This window comes from Aurantiacibacter sp. MUD11, from assembly GCF_026967575.1.
Classification (GTDB): domain Bacteria; phylum Pseudomonadota; class Alphaproteobacteria; order Sphingomonadales; family Sphingomonadaceae; genus Alteraurantiacibacter.
On record NZ_CP114054.1, the window covers coordinates 2,059,883 to 2,078,722 of the forward strand.

Here is an 18,840-nt window from a genome sequence, read left to right on the forward strand (position 1 = left end):
CTCCTAGATGAGAGCTATTGGCGGTCCGGGTGGCCGCTTCTTTTATTTCACGCTTTCATCAAGGACCTTTCCCAATGTCGATCACTCCGCTGATGCCCGTCTACCCGCGGTGCGATGTGCGGCCCGTCGAGGGCGACCATTGCCACCTGATCGACGAGGACGGCACGCGCTATCTCGACTTCGCTTCCGGCATCGCGGTCAACCTGCTCGGCCACTCGCACGAAGGTCTGATCGGCGCGATTCAGAAGCAGGCCGCGAAGCTGATGCATGTCTCCAACCTCTACGGCAGTCCGCAGGGCGAGGAACTGGCGCAGAAGCTGGTCGACAAGACCTTCGCCGACACCGTGTTCTTTACCAATTCGGGGGCCGAGGCGGTGGAATGCGCGATCAAGACCGTGCGCGCCTATCACCAGCATGTCGGCAACGACGACAAGTACGAAATCATCACCTTCAAGAACGCCTTCCATGGCCGGACGATGGCGACGATTAGCGCCTCCAACCAGGAAAAGATGCACAAGGGGTTCTACCCCATGCTGCCGGGCTTCAAGTATGTCGAATTCGACGACCTTGAAGGTGCCAAGGCGGCCATCGGCCCCAACACGGCCGGCTTCCTGGTCGAGCCGGTGCAGGGCGAAGGCGGCATCCGCCCCGCTTCGCAGGAGTTCATGCAGGGCCTGCGCAAACTGGCCGACGAGCACGACCTGTTGCTGGCGCTGGACGAAGTGCAGTGCGGCGTTGCCCGCACCGGCACGCTCTATGCCTACGAACAGTACGGCATCGTTCCGGATGTCGTGGCAACCGCCAAGGGCATCGGCGGCGGCTTCCCGATGGGCGCCTGTCTCGCCACCGAAAAGGCCGCGCGCGGCATGACCTTCGGCACCCATGGCTCCACCTACGGCGGCAACCCGCTCGCCATGGCGGCGGGCATGGCGGTGATGGATGCCGTCGCCAACGACGAATTCCTCGCCAGCGTGCGCGAGAAGGGCGAGCGCCTGCGTTCGCGGCTGGAGCAGTTCATCGGCAACTATCCCGAACTGTTCGAAAGCGTGCGCGGCATGGGCCTGATGCTCGGCATCAAGATGAAGGTCGAGCCGAGACCCTTCATGGTGCACCTGCGCGACAATCACCAGTTGCTGACGGTGGCGGCGGGTGATTCGACGCTGCGCCTGCTGCCGCCGCTGGTGATCGAGGATGCGGAGATCGACGAGTTCTTCGAGAAGCTCTCGGCCGGCGCAGCCTCCTTCCAGCCCCCGGCTAGCTGATGAGCAAGGATACTCCTCTCGACGTCGCGCCGGCGGTGCGCAGCTTCCTCGACCTGTCGGATGCCGGCGGGGATGCCATCGCGGCGATGATCAACGACGCGCAGGACCGCAAGCGGGCGCGGCAGGGCTGGCCCAAGGGCAAGCCCGATGCCGACGCCCCGCTGGCGGGGCACGTGTTGGCGATGGTGTTCGAGAAGAGTTCGACGCGTACGCGCGTCAGCTTCGACATTGCGATGCGACAGCTGGGTGGCAGCGCGCTGATCCTCGATTCGGGGGCCTCGCAGCTGGGACGCGGAGAATCGATTGCCGATACGGCGCGCGTGCTCAGCCGCATGGCCGATGCGATCATGGTCCGTACCGACGATCATTCGAAGATCGAGGAAATGGCCCATTATGCGCACGTGCCGGTCATCAATGGCCTGACCGACCGCTCCCACCCCTGCCAGATCGTCGCCGACCTGCTGACGATGATCGAGCACCGCAAGGCACTGCCCGGCCTGGAGGTTGCGTGGTTCGGGGACGGCAACAACGTGCTGCACTCCATCCTCGAAGCAGCCGCCTTGATGAAGTTCAACGTGCGCGTGGCGACTCCCGCCGGGTTCGAACCGGATGCGGAATTCGTCGACATGGCGCGTGAGGCGGGGTGCACGATCACCCTGACCCAGGATGCCGCTGCGGCCGCATCCGGCGCGGACGTGGTCGTTACCGACACGTGGATTTCGATGGGGCAGGCGCATGCAGATGAGAAGCTGCGGGCGATGGAGCCTTACCGGGTCGATGCGGCGCTGATGGCTAGGGCCAAGCCCGACGCGATCTTCCTGCACTGCTTGCCGGCCCACGTCGGGGACGAGGTGACCTCGGAGGTCTTCGAAGGCCCGCAGTCGGTCGTCTTCGATGAGGCGGAAAACCGCATCCACGCCCAGAAGTCGATCCTGTTATGGTGTTTCGGTCGCCTCGGCTGACGGCCCGCTTCACTTCCGGGGTGCAGGCCCCATATGTGCCGCATGACGACTGACAAGCAATCCGCGACCTTTTCCGACGAGCTGCTGGGCTTTGCCATTCCCACGCGCAATTCGCGCGGGCGTGCCGTGCGGCTCGGTCCGGTGCTGGAGGATATCCTCAGCGCGCATGACTATCCGCAGGCGCTGAAGCACGTGCTGGCGGAAGCGCTGGTACTGACCACGCTGATGGGCGGCCTGTTGAAGGGTGACGGCGACCAGCTGACGATGCAGGCGCAAGGCGAAGGCGGGGTCATCAGCCTGCTCGTCTGCGACTATCGCGACGGCGAAATCCGCGGCTATGTGCAGCAGGCTCAGCCGGAAGACCCGGCAGTCGCGGCGAATCCCTCGCTCGAAACGCTGTTCGGCAAGGCGCATCTCGCCATCACCTTCGACATCGCCAAGACCGGCAAGCGCTACCAGGGCATCGTGCCGCTGGAGGGCCAGTCGCTCAGCGGTGCGGTGGAAGTCTATTTCGCGCGAAGCGAGCAGGTGCCGACCCTCATTCGCAGCGCCATTCGTTCGGGCAAGCAGGGCACGGTAGCGGCCGGCTTTCTGGTGCAGCACCTGCCGGACGGGGAAGAAGGGCGCGAGCGCCTGCACGTGCGCATGGACCATCCGGAGTGGGAGCACGTCTCGATCATGGCCGAGAGCCTTCGCCACGAGGAACTGGTGGAGGAGAGTCTGTCGTTGGAAGAGATCGTCTGGCGCCTCTATCACGAAGAGCAGAGGGTGCTTATCTCGCCGGGAGCCCGGCTTTCGAAGGGATGCCGGTGTACCGAAGCGCATTTCGAGGAGGTGCTGGCCCGCTTCCCCAAGGAAGACCGCCGCGAAATGGCGAATGACGAAGGGATTATCCTGGTCGACTGTGCCTTCTGCTCGAAGGTCTTCCCGATCCAGGATTAACGACTCGTCGCAACTGCAGTGCAATTGGTCGTTCATATTCGCCGTGGTATACGGGCCCGATCAAATTTGAGGTGATGGTGCAGAAAGCAGGCAGGAATCTGGGATTGGCAAGCGCAGCGGCAGCGGCCGTTTTTGCGCTCACGCCCGTGTCTGCGCAGGCGCCTGAACTTGCCATGCTCGACACGCTCGAGCGCGGTAGCTGGGAACTCCGGCTGCGTCCGGAAGGAACCACTCGGCGCATTTGCGTGCGCACGGGACGTGAATTCATCCAGATCCGCCATCGCCAGCCCGGCTGCGATCGCTACGTGGTGCAGGATGAGGCCAACGAGGTAACCGTCCAGTACACCTGCCGCGGCGATGGCTATGGCCGCACCACCATCCGTCGCGAAGACCGCGAACTGGTGCAGATCCGTAGCCAGGGCATTCAGGGCGGTACGCCCTTTTCGCTCGAAGGCGAAGCGCGGCGGGTCGGCAGCTGCTAGCCTGCAGCCGGCACTTGCCCGCCTGCGAGCAAGTGCCTAGCCACGCCTGATGAACGAATCCGACAAGATTGCCGTTGTCCTGTTGTCCGGCGGGCTGGACTCAATGGTCACTGCCGCGCTGGCGCGCGAGCAGGGCTATCGGCTGCATGCGCTCACCATCGACTATGGCCAGCGCCACAGCCGCGAACTGCAATCTGCCAAGGCAATTGCCGAACGGCTTGGCGTGGAGCGTCACGTCCTCTTGCCGCTGGACTTGCGCCGCTTCGGTGCCTCCGCGCTGACCGCTGATATCGACGTTCCCAAAACCGGCGTCGGGGATGATATCCCGGTAACCTATGTCCCCGCGCGCAACCTGCTGTTCCTGGCGCTGACCACGGCCTTCGCCGAAAGCTCCGGGTCCAGCGACATCTTCATCGGGGTGAATGCGCTCGACTATTCGGGCTATCCGGACTGCCGGCCGGAATTCATCGCCAGCTTTGCGGAAACCGCGCGGCTTGGCACCAAGCAGGGCGTGGAAGGCCACCCGTTCACCATCCACACACCGCTCCAGCACATGTCGAAGGCGGATATCGCCCGCGAATGCCATCGACTTGGACTGGACCCGGCCTGGAGCTGGTCCTGCTACGATCCGACGCCTGAAGGACTCGCATGCGGCTTGTGCGACAGCTGCCGTTTGCGGATAAGGGGCTTCGAGGAGGCGGGGCTTGAGGATTCGACGCGCTACGCGCAGTTGCCCGATTGAGAGCGGAATTGGCTGAGGAACAGGAAGCCTCGGCCGAGCAGCGCGTTCCCGGCTATAGCTGGTATGCGCTGGGTATTCTCGTGCTGGTCTATCTGGTCAACTTCGTCGACCGGCAAATCCTTTCCATCCTGGCCAACGACATCAAGGCCGATCTGGCCATCGATGATGCGCAGCTGGGCTTCCTCTACGGTACAGCCTTTGCCATCTTCTACGCCCTTTTCGGAATTCCGTTGGGCCGGCTGGCGGACAATACGCATCGGCTGCGCCTGCTGAGCGCAGGGCTAGCGCTGTGGTCGATGATGACCATGTTCTCGGGACTGGCGAAGAACTTCGCCCAGCTGACCGTCGCCCGGATCGGCGTTGGCGTGGGCGAGGCATCGGCCAACCCCTGCGCCTATTCGCTGATCAGCGACTGGTTTCCCAAGCGGGTGCGGGCCACAGCCCTGGCGATCTATTCCTCCGGGCTGTTCGTGGGGAGCGGGCTCTCGCTGCTGATCGGCGGGGCAATCGTCGAGCAATGGAACGCCAGCTTTCCCGTCGACCCGCCGTTCGGCCTCGCCGGTTGGCAAGCTGCCTTCATCGCTGTGGGCCTGCCCGGCATCGCGCTTGCCATCTGGCTGCTGTCGTTGCGGGAACCGGTACGCGGTGCGATCGATGGGGAACCGACCTCGGCGAGCGGTAATGCCTGGCGCGAATTCGCCGGCCAGGTGGCTCGTATCGTTCCGCCTTTCACGATCATCGGAGCGGCGAGACGGGGATCGCGGGGGCTGGTGCTCAACCTCTGCGTTGCCGCAGGCCTCGCGCTTCTCGCCTGGGTTCTTTCGGGCATGTTCGGCAACCTGCCGCAATTCGCCTTCGTCGCGGTCGGCTTCTATGCGGTATTCAGCTGGGCATCGTCGCTGCATCGGGAAGATCGCGCCACCTTCAGGCTTACCTGGGGCAACGCCGCCTTCGTCGCGATCCTGCTGGCCTATGCTGCAGACTGCTATATCGGATACACCATCACCTACTGGGCCGCACCCTATGCGGAGCGCACCTTTGATCTCGGCAAGTCCGAACTGGGCCTGCTCATTGGCGCGCCCAATGCCCTGGGGGGCTTTCTGGGGGTAATTGGCGGAGGCTGGCTGGCGGACAGGCTCTTGCGACGCTGGCCTACAGGGCGCCTGCAAGTCGTCTTCATCGCCCTGCTCTTGCCGGTACCCCTGATCGGGATCGGCTACACCACCGGCAGTGTGACGATATTCCTCGTCTGCAATTTCTTCGCCCAGATGGCGACGGCCTCGGCCCTCGGCGCCTGCGCCGCTGCCAGCCAGGCCCTGGTCAAGCCATCGATGCGCGGCACCGCTGCTGCAATCTTCTTGCTGGGACCGACCCTGATCGGCCTCGCCTTCGGTCCGTTCATCGCCGGATATGTTTCCGAAGCAACGGGAGCACTGGCAAACGGCGTGCTCGCATGCCTGGTCGCTGTGCCGCCCGGAGTGGCGGCACTGGTCTGGGCGATACGAAACTACAAGCAGGCGATCGAACGCGTCAGCAGTGCCGAAGGGTGATTACAGCCTGCTGAACACGCCGCAGGCGATCCGGCTGCCGGCAGCCCCGGCTGGATCCGAGCGATAATCGTCAGCACCTTCGTGTACCACGATTGCCGTGCCGTCGGCGTCGAAGATCTGCGGAATGATCGTGCTGCTGGTTCCGCGCAGGATCGCACTCAGCGTGCCGACGCCATCGGCTGCAATAGTGGCATTGGGCAGGTCGCCAAGGTGCGCTCCGCGTGGGTTGCGCGTTCCATGTTCGTTACCGCCAGGATTGAGATGCCCACCGGCAGACGTGAAGTCCGCCGCGCTGCAGTCGCCCGTAGTGTGCAGGTGGACCGCATGATCACCTGCCGGCAGGCCTTCGAACGAAGCCGAAATGGTCACTTCACCGGCAAGCGAATAGAGCCGGGCGGTTCCGACAGCCTGGCCATTCCTGTCCGCGATTGTCGCAACGCCCACTTCCTCGGCGGCGCTTTCGTAGACGGTGGCGCATCCCGCGGTGGCGAGCATCAGGGTCGAGAAAATGGCAATCTTGTGCATGGACATGATGTTCCTTCGAATCAGCCTTTAAAGCAGAACGGCTGACATCGCATTCGGGTCCATCAATTGGTAGGGAGAATCCCCGCGGATTGCAGGGCAGCGATCAGCCCTGCGATCGCTGCGCGCGCTTCGACGTCTTCATTCGTCCCGCCGGTGGGTGCCGAAACAGCTGGCGCGCGGTTCCTTTGATGAATCCAGTGTACCAAAATCGCTGAGTATGTAACGCAAAATAGCACTCCGTTATAACCATAATGCGCTATAATATCAAAGTAAAAGTGCCAAAACGGTTATATTTGTTGGCTTGCAGGGGGCGGTTCGCTCCACTAATCGACGGGAAACGGCACAGGATTCCCCATGCTTCGCGGACTATACGACTGGACGATGGCCAAGGCCGCGCATCCCCATGCGCAGTGGTGGCTGGCTTTCTTCGCCTTCATCGAATCGAGCTTCTTCCCCATTCCGCCGCATCCGCTGCTGGGGCTGATGTGCCTGGCAGAGCCGAAGAAGGCGCTGCGCTTCGCTCTGATCTGCACCGGCTTTTCCGTGCTGGGCGGTCTGTTCGGCTACGTGATCGGCTACTTTCTCTACGATCTCGTGGGCGTCTGGCTGATCGGCGCGCTGGGACTGACCGAGGCCTTCCCGCAGGCGGCCTGCTATCTGAACGAGCGCGACTGGGAAGTGATCGTGGTGGCGGGGGCCACGCCCGTGCCGTTCAAGCTGCTGACGATCACCGCCGGTTTCATCTCCATGAACCTCGGCACCTTCATCATCGCCAGCGTGGCCGGGCGCGGCTTCATCTTCATGACCGTGGGTGTGCTGTTCCGCCTGTTCGGTGCACCGATCAAGGCGGTGATCGACAAGTACCTGGGCACGGTCACGACGATCTTCGTCGTGCTGGTGATCGGCGGCTTCATCGCGCTGACGCAGCTTGGCCATGGCGAAGATGGCGATACGCCGGAAGACCGCTGCGCCCAGGTAACCTCGATCGACGACATCTGATTTCGCGGTTCATCGAAATAGGACTTGCAATCATCCTGCTTCATTTCGATAGTTGTCGAAATGAAGCAGGATGAAGTCATCGCCGCGCTCTCAGCGCTCGCGCAGGATTCGCGGCTCGATGTCTTTCGCCTGCTGGTCGAAGCCGGGCCCGATGGTCTGGCGGCGGGCGAGATCGCCCGGCGGCTCGGCCTGCCGAATTCCTCGCTCTCGTTCCACCTCGCACAACTGCAGCAAGGCGGGCTGATCGCACAGCGCCGCGACGGACGTTCCCTGATCTACAGTGCCGATTTTGCCTGCATGGACGCGTTGATCGGCTTCCTCACGGCCAATTGCTGCCAGGGCGAGGAGTGTGACGCAACCAGGCCCGCCCGCCTGACGGAGACCTGCAAGTAGCCATGCGCAACGTCCTGTTCCTGTGCACCGCCAATTCGGCGCGCTCGATCCTTGCCGAGGCAATCCTGCGTGATGCCGCACCGGGTCGCTTCCAGGCATATTCCGCGGGCAGTTCGCCACGCGGGGTGCCCAATCCGCTGGCGATGCAACTGCTGGCGGCGAAGGGGCACGACACGTCCTCTCTCCGCTCGAAGAGCTGGGACGACTTCACCGGGCCCGGCGCTGGCACGATGCACGCGGTGATTACCGTGTGCGACAATGCCAAGAGCGAAAGCTGCCCAATCTGGCCGGGCCATCCGGTGCAGGCGCATTGGGGCATCCCCGATCCCGCAGGCTACGCCGACGATGGCAGCCACGTGGATGGCGAGCTGGCAGGTTTCGAGACTGCCTATCGCCGCCTGACTGACCGCGTGCTGGCGATGCTCAAGCTGGATGAAGACAGCCTGTCGGATCGTGAATGGCGCGATGCGCTGATCCGGATCGGCAAGGAAACGGAAGGCGCCACCTGATGGCATCGTTCGAACGATATCTCTCGATCTGGGTAGCGCTGGCGATTGCCGCCGGGGTAATCCTAGGCCTTGTCGCGCCGGCTGTGGCCACCGCGCTTGCCGGGCTGGAATACGCCTCCGTAAACCTCGTGGTAGCCGTGCTCATCTGGGCAATGATCTACCCGATGATGGTGGCGGTGGATTTTGCCAGCATCCGAGGCATTGGTACCAAACCCAAGGGACTCATCATTACCCTGGTGGTGAACTGGCTGGTGAAGCCCTTCACTATGGCGGCGCTTGCGGTGCTGTTCTTCGACTACCTCTATTCCGGCATCATTCCGGAAGGTGACGCACAGCAGTATATCGCCGGGCTGATCCTGCTGGGCGCAGCCCCTTGTACGGCGATGGTGTTCGTCTGGTCCCAACTGACCAAGGGCGATCCGGCTTACACGCTGGTGCAGGTATCGGTGAACGACCTGATCATGATCGTCGCCTTCGCCCCCATCGTGGCCTTGCTGCTGGGCGTGACCGACATTGTCGTACCGTGGGATACGCTGCTGTTGTCGGTGGTGCTTTACGTTGCCTTCCCGCTGCTGGCCGGCTGGCTGACACGCCGCTCGCTCATCTCTCGCGCAGCGGGTGACGACCATGCAGTCGAGGCATTTACGGCCCGCCTGAAGCCGTTTTCCATCGTCGGGCTGCTGGCCACCGTCGTTTTGCTCTTCGCATTTCAGGCGGAGACCATCGTTGCGCAACCGGTACTGATCGTCCTGATCGCAATCCCCATTGTCATTCAGTCTTACGGCATCTTCGCCGCCGCATATGCCGCTGCCTGGGCATGGCGCGTGCCGCACAGCATTGCCGCACCCTGCGCGTTGATTGGCACGTCCAATTTCTTCGAACTGGCAGTGGCGGTCGCCATCGGCCTGTTTGGGCTGACCAGCGGTGCAGCACTGGCCACCGTGGTGGGCGTGCTGGTGGAAGTCCCAGTGATGCTGTCGCTGGTTGCGCTGGCCAACAGGTCGCGCGGGAAGTTCCCCGCCTAGGGCCTAGATGATCCCCACGGCCTTCCCGGCACGTCCGAACATGCCGAGGATCGTGCCGACCTCTTCGTCCGAATGCTCGGCGCAGAGCGAACAGCGCAGCAGCGTCATGTTCGCGGGCGTTGCCGGCGGACGGGCAAGGTTAACGTAGAGGCCTTCCTGCAGCAGCGCACTCCACATGGCGGCACCCTTCTCCAGGTCGGGCATGATTACCGCGACGATGGCGCTCTGCGGTTCCTCGGTGCCGAGTTGGAAACCCATTTCGCGCAGGCCCGAGTGCAGGCGCTTGGAGTTCTCCCACAGGTGCGCGCGCTTGCTATGCCCGTGCATCAGCTTGCGGATCGAGGTCGCCGCCGTGGCTACCACGCTGGGCGGCAGGCTGGCGGTGAACACATAGGGGCGGCACACAAGGCGCATGATCTCGAACTTGGGGTGGTTGGAGACGCAGAAGCCACCCACCGTACCCACGCTCTTCGAAAACGTGCCGATGATGAAGTCGACGTCGTCGATGACGCCCGCTTGCTCCACCACGCCGCGGCCGTGTTCGCCGATGAAGCCCATGGAGTGCGCTTCGTCGACCAGGACCATGGCCCCGTACTTCTTCGCGACGGCCACCATCTCGGCCAGCGGGGCGATGTCGCCCAGCATGGAATAGACGCCTTCCAGCACCACCAGTTTGCCAGCGCCTTCCGGGATACGACGCAGGCGCTTTTCCATCGCCTCGATATCGTTGTGCTTGAAGGGCACGATTTCCGCATCGCCCATCTTGCAGCCGTCCCAGATGCTGGCGTGGCTGTCGATGTCGAGCACGACATAGTCGCCCTTGCCGGCGATGGTGGAGATGATCCCGAGGTTGGCCTGGTAGCCGGTCGAGAACACCATGGCGTGATCCATGTCGTAGAACTCGCGCAGCGCGTCCTCGCACTCCTTGTGGCCCTGGTACGTGCCATTGAGCACGCGGCTACCGGTCGTGCCGGAACCATAGTCGGCCAGCGCCTGTTGCCCTGCCGCGATCACGTCCGGGTCGAAGGTCATGCCCATGTAGTTGTAGGTGCCGAGCAGGATGGTGTCGCGCCCGTTGCAGATCGCCCGGGTGGGGGAGAGCACCTTCTCCATCACCAGCGAGAATGGATCCTCCACGCCGCTGGCGAGCAGGTTCTCGCGGATGGCGATGGTTTCGTCGAACTTGGAGAACAGGTCCTTCGACTCGCCCTCGCGCTCCACCGGCTGGTCCGGCTGGGAAATGCCTTCGCTCATGTCGGCCTCAGTCAGCTGCCTGGCTGTGTACTGCATCGACCAGCTGGCCGTAATTCTCGATCTCGGCCTGCTGGTTCATGGAAATGATGATGTCGAATTCGTCCTCGATTGCGGCGACGAAATCCATCACCGTGAGGCTGTCGAATTCCAGGTCACCGGCGAAGGTCGTGTCATCGGCAATGGCTACGCCCTTCTTGTTGAAGGGCTCGATGATCGAGCGGATACGGGTGTCGACGTCGGCGCGGTCCATCAGGCGTGCATTCCTTGGTTAAACATGTTGGCCCGGCCATAGAGCCGGAGCGATGCTGCGGCAAACCTTTCGCGCCGCCGCTTGTCAAGCGCGCGACACGGTGGCAGCCTTCCTCGCACCCTGTCGAGCTATTCGCAGGAGGGGGCAGTATGGACGATAACAGCTTGATTGAAGAGGCGGAACCCGCGCCTCCGTCAACGTCTGACGATTACAGCGCCAATGCCGTGCAATTGCTGCGCACGGTGCAGGTCAATTCACTGTTGCTGTCGCAGATGGCCGACCAGAAGGCCTCCATCCTGATGGGAGCGACCTTTCTGGTGTTCTCCATCGCGGTCAGCCGTTCGCTGGCCGGAGACATGCCGTGGGCGCTGGGCGTGCTGGCGGTGTTCGCCTTTCTCAGCGCCTTGCTGGCGGTGCTGGCCGTGCTCCCCTCGGTACGCAAGCCCGATGGCGGGCAGAAGCCGAACCTGATGTTCTTCGGCCATTTCGCCCATCGCGACGAAGAGGAATGGATGCAGGAAGTGCTGGCAAGGCTGCACGAGGACGAGGGCGTCTTTCGCACCATGCTGCACGACATCTACCAGAACGGGCAGGTGCTGCAGCGGCGCAAGTATCGCTACCTCGGCTATGCCTACCGGGTGTTCATCGTCGGCCTGTTCTTCACCCTGGGCGCCTTCGTGATCGAATTCGGCGCGACCTACTAGCCTGTCAGGCTGCGGCGCGATCCACCAGGCCCTTCACCGCGGCCATGAACGGCCCGATGCTCACCGGCTTCGACAGGTAGCCTTCCGCTCCGCATTCGCGGATGCGTTCCTCGTCACCCTTGCCGGCATAGGCGGTCACCGCCAGCACCGGCACCTTGGACAAGTCGGCATCGCCCTTCATCGTGGTGATGAGGTCGATCCCCGATACGTCCTGCAACTGGATATCCATCACTACGAGGTTGGGGATGAAGGCGCGGGCGCGTTCGATGGCCTGGTTGCCATCTGCGCAGGGTTCCACGGCGAAGCCGCCAGCTTGCAGCACGTCGCAGAAAAGTTTCCTGTTCAGATCGTTGTCCTCGACAACGAGGATACGCTTCGTCATGGAGCCCCCGAAAGCCTCCTCCCCACTTGGGAGGCCTGACCCTTATCGTTCTTACAGGTAGCTGACAATTCGTAGCGATGCTAAAGATTCGGTAAACGACGCTTCGGCAACGGCGCTGGCGGCGCTCGGCTGGGTGCTTGCCAATGACGACCGGGCGCAGCGCTTCCTCGACCTGACCGGGCTGACGCCGGACGGTCTGCGCGATGCCCTGGGCGACCTTTCGACGCACCGGGCCATCCTCGATTTCCTCGCTGCGCACGAACCGGATCTGCTGGGCGCTGCCGAGGCGCTGGGCCTCGCTCCGGAGCAACTGGTTGCCGCCCGACAGGAGCTGTCCGAATGAGCCGCCCGTTGGTAATTACCGATTGCGACGAAGTGCTGCTGCACATGGTCCGCCATTTCCGCGACTGGCTCGACCGTGAGCACAATGTCGCCTTCGAGCTTGAGGGCAATCCCTTCGTCCAGTCGATGCGCCGTCGTGACAGCGATGCCGACCTGACCGAGGCCGAGGTGTGGGAGCTGCTGGGCGCATTCTTCGATACCGAGATGGAAACGCAGGAGCCGATTGCAGGTGCAGTCGATTCGATCGCCGAACTGCAGCGCGAGGCGGACGTGGTGGTGCTCACCAACCTCGTCGATGCGCGCAACGAGGCGCGCCGCCGGCAGCTGCGCGACATCGGCATCACTGCGCCGGTCTTCACCAACCAGGGGCCCAAGGGCGGCCTGCTCCGCCGGATCGTGGAAGAGCATGGCGCCAGCCGCGCGGTGTTCATCGACGACATCGCCAAGCACCACGAATCGGCGATGGAGCATGCCGGGCACGTCCACCGGCTGCACTTCTGCGGCGAGCCGGCCATCGCCCCGCATGTCCCCTGCGCGCACGAGGCGGGCCATGCCCATGCGCGGATAGACAATTGGGCAGAAGCTCTGCCATGGATCATCGAAACGCTGCATGGAGAACGGCAATGAGCATCGAGGCACGGCTTGCGGAACTGGGCATCGAACTGCCCAAGGCGGCGGCCCCCGTGGCGGCCTATGTGCCGGTGGTGGTGGCGAACGGCCTTGCCCATGTATCCGGCCAGCTCCCTTTCGTCGACGGCCAGCTCGTCACCGGGCGGCTGGGCGAGGACGTCTCGCTGGAGGACGGACAGGCTGCGGCGCGCGCCTGCGGCCTGATGATCCTGTCGCAGTTGCAGGAGGCGGGCATTGCGCTCGACCGGGTGGAGCGCGTGGTGAAGCTGGGCGCTTTCGTCAATTCGACCGCCGATTTCACGGACCAGCCCAAGGTCGCCAATGGCGCGTCGGAGCTGATGTTCGAAATTTTCGGCGACAAGGGCCGCCACGCCCGTGCAGCCGTCGGCGTACCGGCATTGCCGCTGGGTGCCGCCGTCGAAGTGGACGCGGTGATCGCCATTGCGGACTGACAAGGTCAGCACGCTGGCGGCATGGGCCTATGCCCATCGCGGCCTGCATGACACCGGCGTGCCGGAAAACTCGCTGGCGGCCTTTCGCGCGGCCATCGACGCCGGACTCGGCATCGAATGCGATATCCGCAAGAGCAGCGATGGACGGGCCATTGTCTTCCACGATGCCGAGCTGGAGCGGCTGACCGGTCGCGCGGGCAAGATGGGTGTGCGCTCCGTCGGCGACCTGACCAGCATTGCCTTGCTGGGCAGCGAGGAGAGGATTCCCACCTTGCGCGATGCGCTGGAACTGGTGGCCGGGAAAGTGCCGCTGCTGCTGGAAATCAAGAGCGACAACTATCGCTCGATCGAGCCGCTGTGCCGCGCCGTACGGCGCGACCTCGAAGGCTATACCGGGGCGGTCGGCGTGATGAGCTTCGATCCGCGCGTGCCGCAGTGGTTCGGCAAGCACGAGCCCGAATGCCCGCGCGGCCTCGTCGTTACCGAACAGAACGAGCGCACATTGATCGCCGGGATCAAGCGGCGGGTGATGGTCGCCCGCTCCAAGCCCGATTTCGTCGCGCTCGACATTCGCGACCTGCCCAGCAGCTTTTCGCGCAAGCAAGCTGCCGCGGGTCGGCCATTGTTTACCTGGACCGTGCGCAGCGCAGCGCAGGTCGATACGGCACTGGCCGTGGGCGCTGCGCCGATTCTGGAAGGGGCAGGGGTGGCGGCGTGGGAGCAGGCCTCCTAAGTCTGGGGCGATGGCCGACAGCGCGCTAACAGCCCGGATAGCCCCTGCCGTTGGCAGCGTGGATGCCACCGAGTGGGATCGGCTGGCGGGCACCGACAACCCCTTCACCAGCCATGCCTTCCTCACCCTGCTGGAAGATTCTGGCAGCGTCGGCCCCGGCACCGGCTGGACGCCGGCACCGCTGCTGCTGGAGGAGGAGGGCAAACTGGTCGGCGCCATGCCGAGCTATGCCAAGGGTCACAGCCAGGGCGAATACGTGTTCGACTATGCCTGGGCCGATGCCTGGCACCGGGCGGGCGGCGAATACTATCCCAAGTTGCAGATCTCCGCCCCCTTTACCCCAGCCACCGGCCCGCGCCTGCTGCTGGCGGACGAGCGGCACGCAGCCCCGCTACTGGCCGCCGCCGAGCAACTGGTGCTGCAGAACGGCTGGTCCAGCGCCCATGCGACGTTCGTCGAGCCTGCGCAGGAAAAGCTGTTCGAAGCGGCGGGCTGGCTGCGGCGCGAGGATCTTCAGTTCCACTGGTACAACCGCGACTATGCCAGCTTCGAGGACTTCCTCGGCGCGCTGACCTCGCGCAAGCGCAAGGACCTGCGCAAGGAACGCCGGCTGGCAATCGAAGGGCTGGAAATCAAGGCGTTGACGGGCGCGGACATCCGCGCCGAACACTGGGACGCCTTCTGGCTGTTCTACCAGGACACCGGTGCGCGCAAATGGGGCACGCCCTACCTGACGCGCGCGGCATTCGACCTGATGGGCGAGCGGATGGGCGACCGGTTGCTGCTGTTGCTGGCTTACGAGGACGGCTTGCCGATTGCCGGTGCGCTGAATTTCATCGGCGGGGAGGCGCTGTACGGGCGCTATTGGGGATGCCTGTCAGAGCGCCGCTTCCTGCATTTCGAGCTGTGTTACTACCGCGCCATCGACGCGGCGATCGAGCTCGGCCTGAAGCGGGTAGAGGCGGGAGCGCAGGGCGGTCACAAGCTGGCGCGTGGTTACGAGCCCGTCGCGACCGTTTCGATGCACTACCTGGCCGATCCGGGCTTCCGCGATGCCGTCGCGGATTTCCTCGATCGGGAGCGGAGAGGCATCGCCATCGACCAGTTGCACCTGGCCGGACACACGCCTTTTCGCAGGGGGTGATCAGGCGGCGCGAGCGTCGCCCTGGCGCAGCCATTCGCGAGCGCGACGCTGGGCGTCGGCGATTTCGACTGCGGTCATCTCGTCCGAGACATCGGCGCGGCACCAGGCGGCAGCCTCGTGGCCCTTGGCGGCAGCGAGGTTGAACCACTTGTGCGCTTCGATCAGGTCGCAGTCGACGCCATGGCTGCCGGTCGAATAGGCAACGCCGAGGTCGTAGTAGGCATTGGTGTCGCCATCGGCGGCGGCTGCCAGGCAGCGTGCCACCAGCATGTCGCCGATATTGTCGTCGGCCGGCTGAACCTTGGCGAAAGTCTCGATCTTGGCGAGTTCCATTCCGTATCTCCCCTGTTCGTCTCCGGGTCCCCAATGTCCCGGGCCCGTCTGACTGGGCAGGCCGATGTTTTGACGAACGTGGTCAAGAATTGGTTAACGCGCCGCGCAAAAAGTCGTCTGGGCGCGTTTGTGGCCCTTCAATCCAGATTGCCGCTTGTGCCCTTCCGGCCCTCGCCTTATAGGCCCGCCCATCCATGGCTTTGACAGCCGTGCGGACAGACCCCGAAGCATAACGGGGCAGGCGCCGGTTGCCGCAGGGAAAGCCGCTCGCTTGGGGTTCGGAGTACTGAATGGCGACCGCCGCACGTGACGATATCGACATTCTCGCAAAGGCGAAGCGTGCCCTGCACGCCGACTATTCGCCCAGCGAAGAAGAAGAATACATGTCGGATGTACAGCTTAACTACTTTCGGGTGCTGCTGCTCGAATGGAAGAAGAGCATTGTCGAGGCATCTGAAAATACGCTGCAAAACCTGCAGGACGGCCCGATCCGGGAGCCGGACCTGAACGATCGCGCCTCCAGCGAGACCGACTGGGGCATCGAATTGCGCACGCGTGACCGGCAACGCAAGCTGATCGCCAAGATCGACGCGGCCCTGCGCCGTATCGACGAAGGCGAATACGGTTATTGCCAGGTAACCGGCGATCCGATCGGCATCAACCGCCTGATCGCTCGGCCCATCGCCACCATGACGGTCGAGGCGCAGCAGGCGCACGAGCGACGCGAGAAGGTCTCGCGCGACGACTGACCCGAGATGGGACAGTTTTCACAAGTGCGATCCGGATTAACGAGTGATTAGTCCTCGCGCGGGCATCGCGAAGCCGAGTTCATGAACTTGCCGCGCGCAGGTTCCGGCACAGGCACTAGAACAGGATCGCAAGCAAGCCGATGAGCAATGTCGACACCCGCCAGCTCGATCGCGACAGTCTCTTCATCCTCGCCCAGTTGCGGGTCGACGGGCAGGAGCAGGTGTATCGCGTCAAGGTTCGCAATCTGTCCGCCGGCGGCATGATGGCCGAAGGCGACGTGAAGGTGCTGCGCGGGGCGCTGGTCGAAGTGGAGCTGCGCAATCTCGGCTGGGTCGAAGGCTCGGTTGCCTGGAAGGAGGACAATCGCTTCGGCATCGCCTTCGTCGACGAGATCGACCCCAAGCAGGCACGGTCACCGGTCGCCGGAGGTACCGTCGCGCAGCCGCAGGTCTTCCATGATGCTGGCACCAAGCTGCGCAACATCTGATCCGACTGCACAGTTGAAGCGCGTCGCCCGCCGGCCTATTCGCTGCGGTCGATGCGACGTTTGCTCCCTCTTGCCTGTGCCGCGCTGCTTGGCAGCCTGACAGCCTGCGGCTCGACCGACGAGGGCACGCTCGACGTGGCCATTATCGGCACCGAGGACAGCGTCCTGACCAGCAGCCTGCGGCTTTCCATTTCCGCCCAGCACGTGCGTGGCGCCACGCAGTGGGGCCTCGTCACGCTCAATGCCCAGGGCGAGACCGTACCCGCACTGGCGGAACGCTGGATTGTCACCGACGACGGCCTGAGCTTCATCTTCCGCCTGCGCGAAGGCACCTGGCCCGACGGCAGCGAAATGACCGCAGCCAGCGCCCGCGATGCCCTGAATGTCGCCATAGACGGCTTGCGCGGCACTTCGCTGGGGCAGGACCTGGCGCCGATCGAGGAGGTGCGGGCGATGGCCGGCCGGGTGATCGAACTGCGCCTCTCCACGCCCGAACCCTACCTGCTGCAATTGCTGGCACAGCCCGAACTGGCGCTACGGCAGCCGGGCGGCGAGACTGGCCCGATGACCCTGCTGCGGAGCGAGGACGGGCTGGCGCTCGAATTCAAGCCGCCGCAGGAACGCGGCCTTCCGTTCGAGGAAGACTGGCAGGAAGACGTGCGCGAGGTGCGTCTGCATGTCGGCCCCGCGCAGGACAGCATCGCCATGTTCGACCAGGGGCAGGCGGATATCGTCATCGGCGGCACGCTCGGCACGCTCCCGCTGGTGGAGACGGGGCCGCTGTCTTCCGGCACCTTGCGGGTCGACGCGACCTTCGGCCTGTTCGGCCTGCAGGTACGGGCGGAGCAGGGCCTGCTGAGCAATGACAGCGTGCGCGAGGGACTGGCCATGGCCATCGACCGCGACGCCTTGCTCTCGCGCTACAATATCAGTGGCTGGGTGCCGACCACGCGTCCGGTTTCGCCGGGACTGCCGGGTGATCGCGGGCTGGTGCGCGAACGCTGGACCAACGAGGACATCGCCGACCTGCGCAGCGAAGCGGCCGCGCGGATCAGCGCCTGGCGTCGCCAGTTCGACGAAGGCGATATCTCGCAGCCCGCGTCGGTCTCCATCGCGCTGCCCGATGCCCCTGGCTGGGACCTGCTGTTCAGCGACCTGGCGGGGCAGCTCTCGCAGATCGGCCTGCGCCTGCAGCGCGTCGACGACGCGCGCGAGGCGGATCTCGTGCTGGTCGACCGGGTGGCCCGATATCCGGCGCCGCGCTGGTTCCTCAACCAGTTCCATTGCTCGCTGAACCGCGGCCTGTGCGTCGAGAATGTCGACGACCTGGTGCAGTCGGCCCTGCAGGAGGCCGACCCCCTCGCCCGCGGACGCATCCTGGCCGAAGCGGAGGCTGATCTGACGCTTGCCAATGTCTTCATTCCCATCGGCGCACCGCTGCGCTGGTCGCTGGTGCGCGGCAGCGTGGAAGGCTTCCAGCCGAACACCTATGCCTTCCATCCCTTGCCGGACATGGCCGAGATACCCAGATAAGAGGCAAGGAGAGCCGATGAGCGACAACGTCCAGCGCCCGCGCCCGATCACGATTTCAGAGACCCTACCCCTCGGCAAGGACCCGCAGGCGGTTCGCCAGCGGATCGAGGCAATGGAGCTGGTGCTGGAGCGCAGCTTCGTGATTCCCGGCATCAATCGTCCTGTCGGCCTCGACGCCATCATCGGCCTGGTGCCGGTGGTGGGCGACGTGATCGCCATGGCCATGGGTGCCTATATCGTATGGGAAGCGCGCAACCTCGACATGCCCAAGTGGAAGCTGCTGCGCATGGCCGGCAATGTCGCCTTTGATAGCGCCGTGGGCGCGGTGCCGATGGTGGGCGACCTGTTCGACTTCCTGTTCCGCTCCAACACCCGCAACCTGCGCATCGTGAAGAAGCATCTCGACAAGCACCACCCGGAATCGCGGGTGATCGAGCAGTAGTTTCTTTTGTGAC

The 18,840-nt window shown here is 64.1% G+C and carries 25 protein-coding genes; 20 read left to right on the top strand and 5 right to left on the bottom strand.

Annotation, left to right across the window (positions count from 1 at the left end; all coding sequences use genetic code 11):
• The first annotated feature begins 74 nt into the window (after nt 1–74).
• From OZN62_RS10330 to OZN62_RS10355, 6 genes are all read left to right on the top strand, one after another.
• Nucleotides 75–1,262 (top strand): aspartate aminotransferase family protein, encoded by a 1,188-nt coding sequence (locus OZN62_RS10330; RefSeq protein ID WP_269099592.1) that lies wholly within the window; start codon nt 75–77, stop codon nt 1,260–1,262.
• Nucleotides 1,262–2,224, top strand: coding sequence for an ornithine carbamoyltransferase (gene argF / locus OZN62_RS10335; protein ID WP_269099593.1), 963 nt, complete (start codon nt 1,262–1,264; stop codon nt 2,222–2,224). Before OZN62_RS10330 ends, argF begins: the two co-directional genes overlap by 1 nt.
• A gap of 42 nt (nt 2,225–2,266) precedes the next feature.
• Nucleotides 2,267–3,166, top strand: a complete 900-nt coding sequence (hslO, locus tag OZN62_RS10340; protein WP_269099594.1) for an Hsp33 family molecular chaperone HslO — start codon at nt 2,267–2,269, stop codon at nt 3,164–3,166.
• Nucleotides 3,167–3,339: 173 nt separating this feature from the next.
• Nucleotides 3,340–3,648 carry a DUF3617 domain-containing protein gene (locus OZN62_RS10345; protein WP_269099596.1) on the top strand — a complete coding sequence of 103 codons (309 nt, stop codon included), beginning with the start codon at nt 3,340–3,342 and terminating at the stop codon, nt 3,646–3,648.
• Nucleotides 3,649–3,697: 49 nt separating this feature from the next.
• On the top strand, nt 3,698–4,390 hold the full coding sequence (gene queC / locus OZN62_RS10350; protein ID WP_269099598.1) for a 7-cyano-7-deazaguanine synthase QueC: 693 nt from the start codon (nt 3,698–3,700) through the stop codon (nt 4,388–4,390).
• An 8-nt stretch (nt 4,391–4,398) separates the two neighbouring features.
• A complete protein-coding gene (locus OZN62_RS10355) occupies nt 4,399–5,940 on the top strand; it encodes an MFS transporter (RefSeq protein ID WP_269099600.1) in 1,542 nt (513 codons plus the stop codon).
• On the opposite strand, the gene OZN62_RS10360 is transcribed toward OZN62_RS10355, so the two are convergent.
• Nucleotides 5,941–6,471 carry a superoxide dismutase family protein gene (locus tag OZN62_RS10360; protein WP_269099602.1) on the bottom strand — a complete coding sequence of 177 codons (531 nt, stop codon included), beginning with the start codon at nt 6,469–6,471 and terminating at the stop codon, nt 5,941–5,943.
• A 348-nt stretch (nt 6,472–6,819) separates the two neighbouring features.
• On the opposite strand from OZN62_RS10360, the gene OZN62_RS10365 reads away from it, so the two are divergent.
• From OZN62_RS10365 to arsB, 4 genes are read left to right on the top strand one after another with little or no spacing between them, the layout of a single operon-like run.
• The gene (locus OZN62_RS10365; RefSeq protein ID WP_269099605.1) at nt 6,820–7,464 is read left to right on the top strand and encodes a YqaA family protein; all 645 of its coding nucleotides are present in this window, start codon (nt 6,820–6,822) and stop codon (nt 7,462–7,464) included.
• Nucleotides 7,465–7,524: 60 nt separating this feature from the next.
• Nucleotides 7,525–7,857 carry an ArsR/SmtB family transcription factor gene (locus tag OZN62_RS10370; RefSeq protein WP_269099608.1) on the top strand — a complete coding sequence of 111 codons (333 nt, stop codon included), beginning with the start codon at nt 7,525–7,527 and terminating at the stop codon, nt 7,855–7,857.
• 2 nt (nt 7,858–7,859) lie between these two features.
• Nucleotides 7,860–8,366, top strand: coding sequence for an arsenate reductase ArsC (locus OZN62_RS10375; RefSeq protein WP_269099610.1), 507 nt, complete (start codon nt 7,860–7,862; stop codon nt 8,364–8,366).
• Nucleotides 8,366–9,391: an ACR3 family arsenite efflux transporter gene (arsB, locus tag OZN62_RS10380; RefSeq protein WP_269099611.1), complete on the top strand. Its 1,026-nt coding sequence runs from the start codon at nt 8,366–8,368 to the stop codon at nt 9,389–9,391. The genes OZN62_RS10375 and arsB overlap by 1 nt, the downstream gene beginning before the upstream one ends.
• A gap of 3 nt (nt 9,392–9,394) precedes the next feature.
• Here arsB and spt read toward each other — a convergent pair whose 3' ends face one another.
• Both spt and OZN62_RS10390 read right to left on the bottom strand, forming a co-directional pair.
• Nucleotides 9,395–10,645: a serine palmitoyltransferase gene (gene spt / locus OZN62_RS10385; protein WP_269099613.1), complete on the bottom strand. Its 1,251-nt coding sequence runs from the start codon at nt 10,643–10,645 to the stop codon at nt 9,395–9,397.
• A gap of 7 nt (nt 10,646–10,652) precedes the next feature.
• On the bottom strand, nt 10,653–10,895 hold the full coding sequence (locus tag OZN62_RS10390) for an acyl carrier protein (protein WP_269099615.1): 243 nt from the start codon (nt 10,893–10,895) through the stop codon (nt 10,653–10,655).
• 149 nt (nt 10,896–11,044) lie between these two features.
• Here OZN62_RS10390 and OZN62_RS10395 point away from each other — a divergent pair, with 149 nt between their 5' ends.
• Nucleotides 11,045–11,599, top strand: a complete 555-nt coding sequence (locus tag OZN62_RS10395) for a Pycsar system effector family protein (protein WP_269099616.1) — start codon at nt 11,045–11,047, stop codon at nt 11,597–11,599.
• 4 nt (nt 11,600–11,603) lie between these two features.
• Here the strand turns inward: OZN62_RS10395 and OZN62_RS10400 are convergent, their stop codons facing one another.
• The gene (locus OZN62_RS10400; RefSeq protein ID WP_269099617.1) at nt 11,604–11,981 is read right to left on the bottom strand and encodes a response regulator; all 378 of its coding nucleotides are present in this window, start codon (nt 11,979–11,981) and stop codon (nt 11,604–11,606) included.
• 133 nt (nt 11,982–12,114) lie between these two features.
• Between OZN62_RS10400 and OZN62_RS10405 the strand changes: the two genes are divergently transcribed.
• From OZN62_RS10405 to OZN62_RS10425, 5 genes are read left to right on the top strand one after another with little or no spacing between them, the layout of a single operon-like run.
• On the top strand, nt 12,115–12,324 hold the full coding sequence (locus OZN62_RS10405; protein ID WP_442864373.1) for a DUF3572 family protein: 210 nt from the start codon (nt 12,115–12,117) through the stop codon (nt 12,322–12,324).
• On the top strand, nt 12,321–12,950 hold the full coding sequence (locus OZN62_RS10410) for an HAD family hydrolase (RefSeq protein WP_269099619.1): 630 nt from the start codon (nt 12,321–12,323) through the stop codon (nt 12,948–12,950). The genes OZN62_RS10405 and OZN62_RS10410 overlap by 4 nt, the downstream gene beginning before the upstream one ends.
• Nucleotides 12,947–13,405, top strand: coding sequence for a RidA family protein (locus OZN62_RS10415; protein ID WP_269099620.1), 459 nt, complete (start codon nt 12,947–12,949; stop codon nt 13,403–13,405). The genes OZN62_RS10410 and OZN62_RS10415 overlap by 4 nt, the downstream gene beginning before the upstream one ends.
• Nucleotides 13,395–14,138, top strand: a complete 744-nt coding sequence (locus OZN62_RS10420; RefSeq protein WP_269099621.1) for a glycerophosphodiester phosphodiesterase family protein — start codon at nt 13,395–13,397, stop codon at nt 14,136–14,138. Before OZN62_RS10415 ends, OZN62_RS10420 begins: the two co-directional genes overlap by 11 nt.
• Nucleotides 14,139–14,148: 10 nt before the next feature.
• Nucleotides 14,149–15,282 (top strand): GNAT family N-acetyltransferase, encoded by a 1,134-nt coding sequence (locus OZN62_RS10425; RefSeq protein WP_269099622.1) that lies wholly within the window; start codon nt 14,149–14,151, stop codon nt 15,280–15,282.
• Here the strand turns inward: OZN62_RS10425 and OZN62_RS10430 are convergent, their stop codons facing one another.
• Nucleotides 15,283–15,615, bottom strand: a complete 333-nt coding sequence (locus tag OZN62_RS10430; protein WP_269099624.1) for a hypothetical protein — start codon at nt 15,613–15,615, stop codon at nt 15,283–15,285.
• Between the two features lie 290 nt (nt 15,616–15,905).
• On the opposite strand from OZN62_RS10430, the gene dksA reads away from it, so the two are divergent.
• The 4 genes from dksA (at nt 15,906) to OZN62_RS10450 (ending at nt 18,827) form a co-directional block, all read left to right on the top strand.
• Nucleotides 15,906–16,364 carry an RNA polymerase-binding protein DksA gene (gene dksA, locus OZN62_RS10435; RefSeq protein WP_269099625.1) on the top strand — a complete coding sequence of 153 codons (459 nt, stop codon included), beginning with the start codon at nt 15,906–15,908 and terminating at the stop codon, nt 16,362–16,364.
• 140 nt (nt 16,365–16,504) lie between these two features.
• Nucleotides 16,505–16,852, top strand: coding sequence for a PilZ domain-containing protein (locus OZN62_RS10440; RefSeq protein WP_269099626.1), 348 nt, complete (start codon nt 16,505–16,507; stop codon nt 16,850–16,852).
• A gap of 51 nt (nt 16,853–16,903) precedes the next feature.
• On the top strand, nt 16,904–18,385 hold the full coding sequence (locus OZN62_RS10445; protein WP_269099627.1) for an ABC transporter substrate-binding protein: 1,482 nt from the start codon (nt 16,904–16,906) through the stop codon (nt 18,383–18,385).
• Between the two features lie 16 nt (nt 18,386–18,401).
• A complete protein-coding gene (locus OZN62_RS10450; protein ID WP_269099628.1) occupies nt 18,402–18,827 on the top strand; it encodes a DUF4112 domain-containing protein in 426 nt (141 codons plus the stop codon).
• Nucleotides 18,828–18,840: the final 13 nt, after the last annotated feature.

Coding starts and splice junctions, on each gene's coding strand:
- arsB (WP_269099611.1), top strand. CDS start 8,366: ATGGCATCGTTCGAACGATATCTCTCGATCTGGGTAGCGCTGGCGATT.
- OZN62_RS10395 (WP_269099616.1), top strand. CDS start 11,045: ATGGACGATAACAGCTTGATTGAAGAGGCGGAACCCGCGCCTCCGTCA.
- dksA (WP_269099625.1), top strand. CDS start 15,906: ATGGCGACCGCCGCACGTGACGATATCGACATTCTCGCAAAGGCGAAG.
- OZN62_RS10400 (WP_269099617.1), bottom strand. CDS start 11,981: ATGACGAAGCGTATCCTCGTTGTCGAGGACAACGATCTGAACAGGAAA.
- OZN62_RS10450 (WP_269099628.1), top strand. CDS start 18,402: ATGAGCGACAACGTCCAGCGCCCGCGCCCGATCACGATTTCAGAGACC.
- OZN62_RS10365 (WP_269099605.1), top strand. CDS start 6,820: ATGCTTCGCGGACTATACGACTGGACGATGGCCAAGGCCGCGCATCCC.
- OZN62_RS10345 (WP_269099596.1), top strand. CDS start 3,340: ATGCTCGACACGCTCGAGCGCGGTAGCTGGGAACTCCGGCTGCGTCCG.
- OZN62_RS10440 (WP_269099626.1), top strand. CDS start 16,505: ATGAGCAATGTCGACACCCGCCAGCTCGATCGCGACAGTCTCTTCATC.
- OZN62_RS10445 (WP_269099627.1), top strand. CDS start 16,904: ATGCGACGTTTGCTCCCTCTTGCCTGTGCCGCGCTGCTTGGCAGCCTG.
- OZN62_RS10330 (WP_269099592.1), top strand. CDS start 75: ATGTCGATCACTCCGCTGATGCCCGTCTACCCGCGGTGCGATGTGCGG.
- queC (WP_269099598.1), top strand. CDS start 3,698: ATGAACGAATCCGACAAGATTGCCGTTGTCCTGTTGTCCGGCGGGCTG.
- OZN62_RS10415 (WP_269099620.1), top strand. CDS start 12,947: ATGAGCATCGAGGCACGGCTTGCGGAACTGGGCATCGAACTGCCCAAG.
- hslO (WP_269099594.1), top strand. CDS start 2,267: ATGACGACTGACAAGCAATCCGCGACCTTTTCCGACGAGCTGCTGGGC.
- OZN62_RS10375 (WP_269099610.1), top strand. CDS start 7,860: ATGCGCAACGTCCTGTTCCTGTGCACCGCCAATTCGGCGCGCTCGATC.
- OZN62_RS10430 (WP_269099624.1), bottom strand. CDS start 15,615: ATGGAACTCGCCAAGATCGAGACTTTCGCCAAGGTTCAGCCGGCCGAC.
- argF (WP_269099593.1), top strand. CDS start 1,262: ATGAGCAAGGATACTCCTCTCGACGTCGCGCCGGCGGTGCGCAGCTTC.
- OZN62_RS10360 (WP_269099602.1), bottom strand. CDS start 6,471: ATGTCCATGCACAAGATTGCCATTTTCTCGACCCTGATGCTCGCCACC.
- OZN62_RS10370 (WP_269099608.1), top strand. CDS start 7,525: ATGAAGCAGGATGAAGTCATCGCCGCGCTCTCAGCGCTCGCGCAGGAT.
- OZN62_RS10390 (WP_269099615.1), bottom strand. CDS start 10,895: ATGGACCGCGCCGACGTCGACACCCGTATCCGCTCGATCATCGAGCCC.
- spt (WP_269099613.1), bottom strand. CDS start 10,645: ATGAGCGAAGGCATTTCCCAGCCGGACCAGCCGGTGGAGCGCGAGGGC.
- OZN62_RS10410 (WP_269099619.1), top strand. CDS start 12,321: ATGAGCCGCCCGTTGGTAATTACCGATTGCGACGAAGTGCTGCTGCAC.
- OZN62_RS10425 (WP_269099622.1), top strand. CDS start 14,149: ATGGCCGACAGCGCGCTAACAGCCCGGATAGCCCCTGCCGTTGGCAGC.